This window comes from Tahibacter caeni, from assembly GCF_024609805.1.
Classification (GTDB): domain Bacteria; phylum Pseudomonadota; class Gammaproteobacteria; order Xanthomonadales; family Rhodanobacteraceae; genus Tahibacter; species Tahibacter caeni.
In genome coordinates this window covers 19,385-29,335 of sequence record NZ_JANFVR010000029.1, presented here as the reverse complement: position 1 = coordinate 29,335, position 9,951 = coordinate 19,385, and the positions used below count along the sequence as shown (strand labels likewise).

Genomic DNA, 9,951 nt, shown 5'->3' with positions numbered 1-9,951 from the left:
GCCGAGCACGATCGCGTCGGCGCCGATCTCCGCCGCGACGCGCAGGATGCCGGCGGCCGGCGCTTCGCGCGTCGTGAGCTCGGCGCAGGGCAGGCCGACGCTCGCGCAGGCCGCGCGCGCATAGCGCAGCGGATCGCCGCGGCCGTCGCCGTCGTCCGCCGCGATGGCGTGATAGAGCAGTACCGACGGCGCCGGATCGCACGGCAGCCAATGCAGCGCGACATAGTCCATCATGCGTTCGCTGGAGTCGCTCGCGTCGATCGCGACGAGCAGTTTCATGGCGGCAGTCCGCAGACCCGGGTCTGCGCATGCTGCGCAGCGCTGTGGCGGCCGTCATTGATCCAGGTCAAGCGGCGATTCGCCGCCGGGACCCAAGCTCGCGGCGTCGGGTCGCGCAGCCACGCCGGTGCGGCGCGGGAATCGTCGAAACAGCCAGCCGGAGACGCAGTGGATACGAGGGTCGGAACGGGCAAGGAAAGAGCGGTGAACGGCCACGGCGAGACCGGCGGCTTCTGCACGACCTGCGTGTTCGGCTTGCAGTTCGTGCCGCACGGCATCGACCGCAGCCTGCTCGACGAACTGCAGCTCGTGATGCGCCACGTCGGTCCGTTCCGCCGCGGCGCCGTCGTGTTCCGCGCCGGCGAACCGCTGCGCGCGCTCTACGCCGTGCGCAGCGGCGTGCTCAAGACGGTCTACGCCGGCAGCGCCGGCCGCGAATACATCGCCGGCTTCCATCTGCCCGGCGAGATGGTCGGCCTCGCCGCGATCCATGCGGGACGCTTCCCGTGCGACGCGGTCGCCGTCGACACGGCCTATCTCTGCCGCTTCGAGTTCCGTTCGCTGACCGCGCTGACCGCGCGCGCGCCGGCGATGCAGGAGCAGCTGCTGCGCCTGCTGAGCCGCGACATCGGCAGCGCGATCCTGCTCGCCGGCGACCATTCCGCCGACGAGCGCGTCGCCGCGTTCCTGATCCGCCTCGGCCGCCGCTTCGCCGCGCGCGGCTGCTCGGCCAGCGAATTCCGCCTGCCGATGGGACGCCGCGACATCGCCAATCACCTGGGCCTCGCGCCGGAGACCGTGAGCCGCGCGTTCGGCCGCCTGCAGCAGCAGGGCTGGATCCGCGTACGCGAACGTAGCGTCAGCCTGCTGCGCGCCGACGAGCTGCTGCGGCTGGCCGGCGCCTTGCTGCCGGCCTGAGCACGCGCGGCGATTTGCCGCAGCCGCCGAAAGCGCGCGCGGACACGCTCATCGCGGCGGCAACGCGGCAACCGGACGAGCCTTGACTTGGATCATCGCTTTCCGCGCGGGCCGATCGCAGGCTGGGGTTTTCCAAGGGCTGCGAATTCGCCACATGTCCACGACCAAACGTCTCTGGTTTGCACTCGGCACCTTGCTTGCCGTCACCTTCGCCGCGCTGCTGTGGGTCGGCGGCGGCATCTATCAGCAGGCTCCACCCCTGCCCGAACGCGTCGTCGTCGCCGGCGGCCAGACCCTGTACACGCGCGCCGACATCGAGCGCGGCCGCCAGGTCTGGCAGAGCATGGGCGGCCACCAGGTCGGCTCGGTCTGGGGCCACGGCGCGCTGGTCGCGCCGGACTGGACCGCCGACTGGATACACCGCGAATCGCAGGCCCTGCTCGACGCCTGGGCGCAGCGCGACGGCGGCCGGCGCTACGCCGAGCTCGACGAGGCGGCGCAGGCCGCGCTGGCCGTGCGCCTGCGCAAGGAAGTGCGCACGAACACCTATGACGCGGCCTCCAACACGATCCAGGTGTCCGCCGACCGTGCCGCGGCGATGGAGGCCGTCGCCGGGCACTACGTGAGCCTGTTCGGCGACGATCCGGCCACGGCCGGCCTGCGCGCGACCTACGCGCTGCGCGACAACACGGTCGATACGGCCGAGCACCGCCGCGCGATGAGCGGCTTCTTCTTCTGGACCGCCTGGGCGGCGACCGCGCAGCGTCCCGGCGCCGCAGCCAGCTACACGAGCAACTGGCCCTACGATCCGCTGGTCGGCAACGCGCCGACCAGCGACGCGTTCCTCTGGAGCGTCTTCAGCGTGCTGTTCATGATCGCCGGCATCGGCCTGCTGGCCTGGCACTACGCGGTCTGGCACGGCAAGGAAAAGCCGCTGACGCCGCCGGCCGTGGATCCGATGTCGCTGCTGACGATCACGCCGTCCATGCGTGCGACCGCGAAATATTTCTGGGTCGTCATCGCGCTGTTCCTGAGCCAGATCCTGCTCGGCGCGCTGACCGCGCACTACCAGGTCGAGCGCGACTTCTACGGCATGGAGCTGTCGAGCATCCTGCCGTATTCGCTGACCCGCTCCTGGCATACCGAACTCGCCGTGCTGTGGATCGCGACGGCCTGGCTCGGCACCGGCCTGTACATCGCGCCGGCGGTCTCGGGCCACGAGCCGCGCTTCCAGCGCCTCGGCGTGAACCTGCTCTGGGTCTGCCTGCTGATCATCGTCGTCGGCGCGTTCGCCGGCCAATGGTTCGCGGTCATGCAGAAGCTCGGCCTCGAGCACAATTTCTGGTTCGGTCACCAAGGCTGGGAATTCGTCGATCTCGGCCGTTTCTGGCAGATCTTCCTGTTCATCGGCCTCGTGCTCTGGCTCGTGCTCATGGGCCGCGCGCTGTGGCCGGCGCTGCGCCGCCGCGACGACCTCGCGTCCATAGTCGCTCTATTGTTCCTGTCGACGGTCTGCATCGCCGCGTTCTATGCGGCCGGGCTGATGTGGGGCGAGCACAGCCATCTGTCCATCGTCGAATACTGGCGCTGGTGGGTCGTGCACCTGTGGGTCGAAGGCTTCTTCGAGGTGTTCGCCGTCGCGGTGGTCTCGTTCCTGTTCGTCAAGCTCGGCCTCGTGCGGGCGCGCACCGCGACCGTCAACGTGCTGTTCGCGACGATCGTGTTCATGGCCGGAGGCGTGCTCGGCACCTTCCATCACCTGTACTTCGCCGGCACGACGACGGCGGTCATCGCGCTGGGCGCGTCGTTCTCGGCGCTCGAAGTCGTGCCGCTCGCGCTGATCGGCCTCGAAGCGCACGAGACCTGGTCGCACGGCCGCGCGACGCCATGGATGCAGCGCTACCGCTGGCCGATCCTGTTCTTCCTCGCGGTATCGTTCTGGAACCTCGTCGGCGCCGGCCTGTTCGGCTTCCTGATCAACACGCCGCTGGCGCTGTACTACATGCAGGGGCTGAACCTGACGCCGCTGCACGGACACACGGCGCTGTTCGGCGTCTACGGCATGCTCGGCCTCGGGCTGATGCTGGTCTGCCTGCGCGGCCTGCGTGCCGACCGCCCGTGGGCGGAAGGCTGGCTGCGCGGCGCGTTCTGGTCGATGAACATCGGCCTGTCGCTGATGGCGCTGCTGACCCTGCTGCCGCTCGGCGTGCTGCAGCTGTCGGCCGTGCTCGACCACGGCTACTGGCAGGCACGTTCGGCCGAGTTCATGAACCAGCCCATCGTGCATCTGCTGGTCTGGATGCGCGTACCCGGCGACACCCTGTTCGCGGTCGGCGCGCTGCTGTTCGCCGGCTTCGTCGCACGGCTCTGGCTGGGCCGCCGCGGCACGGCGCCGGACCTCGCCGTGCTGCCGGAAGCCGGGTCATGAAAACGCCGGCGGGCTTCGCGCCGGCCGAGGCGGCGGCGCTGCTCGCGAGCGCGCCGCACCGGCTGATGTTCTTCGCTGGTGCGGCCAGCGTGCTGCTGTCGATGGCCTGGTGGGCAGGCGTGCTGCTGCTGCAGGCCCGCGGCAGCGGCGTCGCGCTCGCCGTGCCGCCGGCCTGGGTGCATGCGGCGCTGGCCCAGTACGGCATGCTGCCGCCTTTCATCTTCGGCTTCCTGCTGACCGTGTTTCCGCGCTGGCTCGGCCAGCCGGCGTTGTCGCGCCGCCGCTACGTACCCGTGTTCGCCGGCGTCATGGGCGGCTATCTGCTCGCGCTGGCCGGCGCGGCCGGGTCTTCGCCGCTGCTCGCGCCAGGCTTCAGCGCGATTCTCGCGGGCTGGCTGTTCGGCCTGTACCAGCTGGCCGGCGTGCTGCGCCGCTCCGGGCGCCGCGATGCGCACGCGCTGTCGTGTCTCGCCGCGCTCGGTGTCGGCGCGGCCGGCGTCGCACTGTTCTGCGGCCATCTCTGGGGCCTGCTGCCGCCGGCGTGCGCCTGGCTCGGCAGCCGCATGGCCGCGCTGCTGTTCCTGCTGCCGGTCTACTTCACGGTCTGCCACCGCATGATTCCGTTTTTCAGCAGCGTCATCGTCGGTCCGGCCTACAGGCCGTTCCGGCCCGCCTGGAGCCTGCCGGCGGTATGGGCCCTGCTCGTCGCGCACGTCGCGCTCGACGCAACCGGCTTCGCCGGCTGGCTCTGGCCCGTCGACGGCCTGCTCGCCGTACTGTTCGCGCTGCATGCACTGCGCTGGCAGCCGTGGCTGTGCCGGCGTCCGGGCCTGCTGCTCGTGCTGCACCTGGCCTTCGCATGGCTGCCGGTCGCGTTCGCGCTGTTCGCGCTGCAGAGCGCGGGCTTCGCGCTGTACGGCGTCGACGCCTGGGGCCGCGCGCCGCTGCATGCGCTGACCATCGGCTTCTTCGGTTCGATGCTCGTCGCGATGGTCACGCGGGTCTCGCAGGGGCATTCGGGCCGGCCGCTGGAAATGGGGCCGACCGCCTGGTTCGCGTTCGCCGGCGTGCAGCTCGTCGCCGTGCTGCGCGTCGCCGCGGAATGGCTGCCGTCGTCGCCGGTCTGGATGGCCGCGGCCGCCGCCGGCTGGCTGCTGGCCTTCCTGCCTTGGGTCCTGCGCTATACGCTGATCTACTGGCGTCCGCGCGTGGACGGCAATCCCGGTTGAGAGTCCATGGTCGAGTTCTATCTGCAGATCAAGTTCGTCCACATCGCCGCCGTCATCGCCTCGGGCAGCCTGTTCGCGCTGCGCGGGCTGCTGATGCTCGCGGACTCGCGCTGGAGCCGGCATGCGCTGCTGCGCTACACGAGCTACGCGATCGACACCACGTTGCTGACCGCGGCGCTGATGCTGACGACGATCATCCACCAGTATCCCGGCGCGCAGTCCTGGCTGACGGTCAAGGTGCTGTGCCTCGTCGTCTACATCGTGCTCGGCACCTTCGCGCTCAAGCGCGGCCGCACGCGCGGCATACGCCTGGCCTGCTTCATCGCGGCGATCGCGGTCTACCTGTTCATCGTCAGCGTCGCGCGCGCGCATCATCCGCTGGGCTGGTTTGCATCGCTGTAGCGCGGCCGGCCGTCACGCGTCCCACCCGTTGGCCGGCTTTCGCGTATGCATTCAACCAGCGAAGCAACCCATCCCCACCCATGCCCGGCCGGCCGGGCATGGGCGGATCGGCTTGGCCTCGCATCGGGAAACAAAAAAACGCCGGCGGCGCCGGCGTCGTGGAAACGGAGATGGGCCTGGGCCTGTTGAAATCAGGTCTCGGTATTCAATCTTTCGCGGCGTCCACGGCGGTCTTCACCGCCTCGACGAACTCCGCGTCGGCTGCGCCGCCGAGGCGTTCGGTGCGCGCGATGCGGCGGCCCTGCGCGTCGAGCAGGACCAGCGCGCTCGTGTGGTTGAACTCGCCGTCGGCGAGTTCGCGGTAGCGCACGTCGAGCAGCGAGGCGAACTGGCGCACGGCGCCCTTGTCGGTGCGCGCGAGGGTCCAGCGCTGCGTGTCCAGCCCCCGCTTGTCGACGACGCTGCGCAGCATGGCCGGATCGTCGCGCGCGGGATCCATGCTGACGATCAGGAAGGCGACGCGTTCGCGCTGCGCCGGCGTCAGGGCATGCTCGACGGCCTTGGCGCTGTCGATGATCAGCGGGCAGACGTAGCGGCACGAGGTGTAGAACAGCGCGACGACCTGCGGCTTGCCGGCGCGGTCGGCGAGATGGAAGTCGCGGCCGTCCTGGTCGGTGAAACCGGCGGCGAGCTGATAGACCGAATCGGTCGGTACGGTGTCGGCGGCCGCGGCCGTCGCGAGCAGCAAGCTGCCGCACAGCGCGAACGCAGCGGTACGGGCGAAATTCATGGTGTTGCTCCGGCAAGGTTGCGGGCGCAGCGGAAGCCCAGGTTGGCGGTGACATCCTCGGCCTGCAGCGCGGACAACATCGCGGTGCGCATCAGCACCGCATAGTTCTCGCGATCGGCCGCCGACAGTGCGCCGGCGCCGCAGAACTGCAGCTTGTCGGCGCCGCCCTGTTCGCGGTTGTCGGCCGACATCAGCAGCGAGCCGGCGTCGTCGACCCATTCCCAGATCAGGCCGTGCAGGTCGTGGATGCCGTGCACGTCGGCAGGCTGGCTCGCGACGTCGGCGAGCGGCCGCGAGCTCGGGTTGGCGTACCAGCCGAGTATGCGTTCGCGCCAGACGGGATCCTGGCGCGCGTCCTCGCGCGTCTCGTCGGCCGCGGCCGCGTATTCCCATTCGGTCCAGCTCGGCAGTCGCGTGCCGAGCGATTCGCAGTAGGCCTGTGCGGCGAACCAGCTGACGTGGACGACCGGCTGGGCGGCCGCGGCCTTTCCGGGATCCAGCGCGCCGGTCCAGTGCTGCAGATAGCGCGATTCGGCGAACACGGCCGGCACGCCGCCGCGCTGCCACTGCGGATGCGCGCGGACGAACGCGAGGAAATCGGCGTTGCTGACCGGCCGGCGCATCAGTTCGAACGCGCGCACCGGCACGCCGGCGCGCGTGTCCTCGTAGGCCAGCACGCTCTTGAACGCCGGATTGCCCGGCAGCCGCGCCCAGTCCGGGTCCGCCGCGCCGGGTCCGGCCAGCGCGGCGGCGAAGGCGAGGGCGAGCACGGTGTTCAATGCGCGGCGCCTTCGGCCCGCGGCGTCGCCGCGCGCACGGCCTGCACCTCGTCCTTGCGCACGCGGTCGCCCTGGTTGCCCCAGCTGTTGCGTACGAAGGTCAGGATGTTCGCGATCTCGTCGTCGGTCAGCTGGCTCATCGGCGGCATGACCGAGTCGTAGCGCTGGCCGTTGACATCGACCGGACCGGTGAGGCCGCGCAGCACGATCCTGATGAGATCCTCGGCCTTCTGCCTGGCCAGGAAGTCCGACTTCGCGAGCGGCGGGAACACGCCGGGCAGGCCGCTGCCGGAATCCTGATGGCAGACCGAGCAGGTGCCCGCATACAGCGCCTTGCCCGCGGCGACCTGTTCCTCCTGCGACAAGGTGCCGGCGGCCGCCGACTTCGCCGCCGTGTCGACCGCGGCCAGGGTCGTGGCCTTGTCGCCGAGGTAGACCGAGTCGACTTCCTTGCCCGAATAGATCGCCAGGTCCTTCGGACCGTCGACCTTGAGCACGCCGAGCGCGCCCTTGTTGAACGCGCGGAAGATCGAGTGGTCGACGAGCACGTAGCTGCCGGGCACGTCGAGCCTGAACTCGGCGATCATCGCGCCGCCGGCCGGGACCAGCGTGGTCTGCACGTTCTCCTGGAAATGCGTGCCGCCTTCGTACCAGACCTTGTCGAAGATCTCGCCGATCACGTGGAAGCTCGACACGAGATTGGGACCGCCGTTGCCGACGTAGAGGCGCACGCGCTCGCCGACCTTGCCGGTCAGCGCGCGGTCGCCGGTCAGCGCGGTCTCCGAGCCGTTGAACAGCACGTAGGTCGGGTTCTCGTCGATGGCCTTCTGCATGTCGAAGGCCTGCAGGCCTTTCTCGCGGAACTTGCCGACGGTGTAGAAATCGCCCTGCATCACGTAATACTCGCGATCCACCGGCGGCAGCCCTTCAGGCGGTTCGACGAGGATCAGGCCGTACATGCCGTTGGCCACGTGCATGCCGACCGGCGCGGTCGCGCAGTGATAGACGTAAAGGCCGTGATTGAGCGCCTTGAACGTGAACTGGGACGAATGCCCCGGCGCCGTGAAGCTCGACGCCGCGCCGCCGCCGGGTCCGGTGACGCCGTGCAGGTCGATGTTGTGCGGCATCTTGGAGCTCGGGTGGTTGTTCAGATGGAACTCGACCGTGTCGCCCTGGCGCACGCGGATGAAGCTGCCGGGCACGGTGCCGCCGAAGGTCCAGAACGTGTAGGTGCTGCCTTCGGCGATCGGCAGTTCCTTCTCGATGACCTCGAGCTCGACCACGACCTTGGCCGGCTTGCTGCGCCCGGTCGGCGGCGGCACCTGCGGCGGCGAGGTCAGCACCGCATGTACCGTTTCGGCGGCGGCCGTGCCGCCGATCTTCGCGGCATCGGCCGCGTTCGCGACGCCGGCCAGGCCGGCCGCGGCGAGCGCCGCGCTAATCGTCAACGCCAGTATCGCTTTCATCGTCGTTCCCGTTGCGGATTCGGCGACAGGTTGCGCTCGCTCTCGCTCGGGACGCATTGACCAAGGTCAAGCGAAACGCGCAACGACGACCCGTGCGCCGCGCTGCCGGTCGTCGTCGATGACGCCGTCAGCGGAACGGGCTCGCCTGGCGTGCTCCGCGCGAGTCAGGCGACTTCGGTCGGCGGCAGCCCCGTCTGCACCTGGGATGACAGCCGGCAGACGGGCGATTCGCGCCTGGACACGGCGACAGCCACGTTGCCGCATTTCCGCTATGCGGCGGCCGTCGACCGCGACTGCGGGCGGCTGCACTGCGGCGCTACTGAAGACGCCGTTCGGCCGCGAGTCCGTGCTGTCGGAGGCGAGCTGCGCTGCGATTCCGGCGGCGTCGGATAGGCGAGACCTCGCGGACCACCGCAGGACAACGTCTGCCCGGCCCGGCCGCGCGCCTGCATCGCGCTCGTGCCGTACGAGCTCGACGGCCGCACCCGACGTCCGTCTCGCTCGCCGCGCTGCTCGACGTCTACGACGACGGCCTCGATCCGGACGGGCCGCCGCACTGCACGGAAGACTCGACTTCCGGAGGCTGAGAAGCTGACGCGAGCGAGCCCGACGAAGCGGGACGCGTGAAATCGCCGCCCCCTCTCCCGCGAAGAAGAGGGGCTTTTCTCCGCGCGCACCGGTGCGCCGCGCCGCCGCGAATCCGCTGCTCAATGCACCGGCGTGCGCGCCGACACGTCGGCGACGCGAATGGTCGAGCCGCGCGCGGACGGAGACGGGCCGCCGGCCTCGTCGGTGAGTTCCTGCTTGAGCTCGAGCATCTGCTCGCCCAGCGCGGCGAGGTCGAGGCCGAGCTTTTCGACGCGCGGGAACAGTTCGTTCTCTTCCTCGCGCACGTGGTGCTGCACGTATTCCTTGAGCACGGCCACATGGGCCTGGATCATTGGCTGCGCCGCGTCGCCGCCGTTCATGCCGGCGATCAGGCCGCGCAGGGTGCCGTGCTCGACGGTCGCCTCGCAGACGAGATCCGCGTCTTCCGTGTCGAGCTCGTTCAGCACGGTCGGATAGAACAGCGTCTCTTCGATTTCCGCGTGGATCGTCAGCGCCTGGCCGATGCGGCTCGCGAGCTGCGCTTGCTGCCTGGCGTCGCCTTCGGCTTCCTCGAATGCCTCGAACAGTTCCTCGACCTCGCGATGGTCGGCCTTGAGCAGATCGATGATCGATGGTGGGTTGCGCGATGCCATTGGCTAGGTCCTTGTGACTGGCTGGTGGTCGGTGATGAGTCTGCGCCGGCGTGCGGCGTTCCCGGTGGCAAGGAACGGTCGCGACGCCGGCGCCGGTAGTTGCGTCGGGCCGCGTCAGCGGTCGTCGCGGCCGCTTTCTTCGCGGTTGCGATTGCTCTGGCCGGTATCGTTGCCGTCCTTGCCGGCGGTGCGACGCTGTTCGCTCTGATCCATGGAGCTGCCGTCCGGGTTCTGCTTGCCGCTGCGGTTCTGGTCGTTGCGGTCGGCCTGGTTGCTGCCGCGGTTCTGCTGGTCGTTGGACGGGTTCATCGGTTTGTTGGCCACGATGGAATCTCCTCTGTCGGATGCGCGGGAGCGCCTTCCGCCTGGAGCACGCCTCATGCCAACGCGGCCGTGCGCGGCGGATATGCGATCGGCGG

At 69.8% G+C, this 9,951-nt stretch carries 10 protein-coding genes; 4 read left to right on the top strand and 6 right to left on the bottom strand.

Annotation, left to right across the window (positions count from 1 at the left end; genetic code table 11):
• Positions 1–279: universal stress protein (locus NON22_RS04620; RefSeq protein WP_257385752.1), on the bottom strand; the 279-nt coding region annotated here is incomplete at its 3' end.
• A gap of 204 nt (positions 280–483) precedes the next feature.
• On the opposite strand from NON22_RS04620, the gene NON22_RS04615 reads away from it, so the two are divergent.
• The 4 genes from NON22_RS04615 (at position 484) to NON22_RS04600 (ending at position 5,256) form a co-directional block, all read left to right on the top strand.
• Positions 484–1,197, top strand: coding sequence for a helix-turn-helix domain-containing protein (locus tag NON22_RS04615; RefSeq protein ID WP_257385751.1), 714 nt, complete (start codon positions 484–486; stop codon positions 1,195–1,197).
• Between the two features lie 154 nt (positions 1,198–1,351).
• Positions 1,352–3,625 (top strand): nitric-oxide reductase large subunit, encoded by a 2,274-nt coding sequence (locus NON22_RS04610; RefSeq protein WP_257385749.1) that lies wholly within the window; start codon positions 1,352–1,354, stop codon positions 3,623–3,625.
• A complete protein-coding gene (locus tag NON22_RS04605) occupies positions 3,622–4,854 on the top strand; it encodes an NnrS family protein (RefSeq protein ID WP_257385748.1) in 1,233 nt (410 codons plus the stop codon). Before NON22_RS04610 ends, NON22_RS04605 begins: the two co-directional genes overlap by 4 nt.
• A 6-nt stretch (positions 4,855–4,860) precedes the next feature.
• Complete coding sequence (locus NON22_RS04600; protein WP_257385747.1) at positions 4,861–5,256, top strand: SirB2 family protein; 396 nt, start codon at positions 4,861–4,863, stop codon at positions 5,254–5,256.
• Between the two features lie 205 nt (positions 5,257–5,461).
• Here NON22_RS04600 and NON22_RS04595 read toward each other — a convergent pair whose 3' ends face one another.
• From NON22_RS04595 to NON22_RS04575, 5 genes are all read right to left on the bottom strand, one after another.
• Positions 5,462–6,046 carry an SCO family protein gene (locus tag NON22_RS04595; protein ID WP_257385746.1) on the bottom strand — a complete coding sequence of 195 codons (585 nt, stop codon included), beginning with the start codon at positions 6,044–6,046 and terminating at the stop codon, positions 5,462–5,464.
• The gene (locus tag NON22_RS04590) at positions 6,043–6,816 is read right to left on the bottom strand and encodes a formylglycine-generating enzyme family protein (protein WP_257385754.1); all 774 of its coding nucleotides are present in this window, start codon (positions 6,814–6,816) and stop codon (positions 6,043–6,045) included. The genes NON22_RS04595 and NON22_RS04590 overlap by 4 nt, the downstream gene beginning before the upstream one ends.
• 5 nt (positions 6,817–6,821) lie before the next feature.
• On the bottom strand, positions 6,822–8,291 hold the full coding sequence (nirK, locus tag NON22_RS04585; RefSeq protein WP_257385745.1) for a copper-containing nitrite reductase: 1,470 nt from the start codon (positions 8,289–8,291) through the stop codon (positions 6,822–6,824).
• Between the two features lie 707 nt (positions 8,292–8,998).
• Complete coding sequence (locus tag NON22_RS04580) at positions 8,999–9,532, bottom strand: hemerythrin domain-containing protein (RefSeq protein ID WP_257385744.1); 534 nt, start codon at positions 9,530–9,532, stop codon at positions 8,999–9,001.
• 114 nt (positions 9,533–9,646) lie between these two features.
• On the bottom strand, positions 9,647–9,856 hold the full coding sequence (locus NON22_RS04575; protein ID WP_257385743.1) for a hypothetical protein: 210 nt from the start codon (positions 9,854–9,856) through the stop codon (positions 9,647–9,649).
• Between the last annotated feature and the right edge of the window lie 95 nt (positions 9,857–9,951).

Bases quoted from the DNA above. Each gene is read 5' to 3' on its own strand.
- NON22_RS04610 (WP_257385749.1), top strand. From the start codon at position 1,352: ATGTCCACGACCAAACGTCTCTGGTTTGCACTCGGCACCTTGCTTGCC.
- NON22_RS04605 (WP_257385748.1), top strand. From the start codon at position 3,622: ATGAAAACGCCGGCGGGCTTCGCGCCGGCCGAGGCGGCGGCGCTGCTC.
- NON22_RS04600 (WP_257385747.1), top strand. From the start codon at position 4,861: ATGGTCGAGTTCTATCTGCAGATCAAGTTCGTCCACATCGCCGCCGTC.
- NON22_RS04595 (WP_257385746.1), bottom strand. From the start codon at position 6,046: ATGAATTTCGCCCGTACCGCTGCGTTCGCGCTGTGCGGCAGCTTGCTG.
- nirK (WP_257385745.1), bottom strand. From the start codon at position 8,291: ATGAAAGCGATACTGGCGTTGACGATTAGCGCGGCGCTCGCCGCGGCC.
- NON22_RS04580 (WP_257385744.1), bottom strand. From the start codon at position 9,532: ATGGCATCGCGCAACCCACCATCGATCATCGATCTGCTCAAGGCCGAC.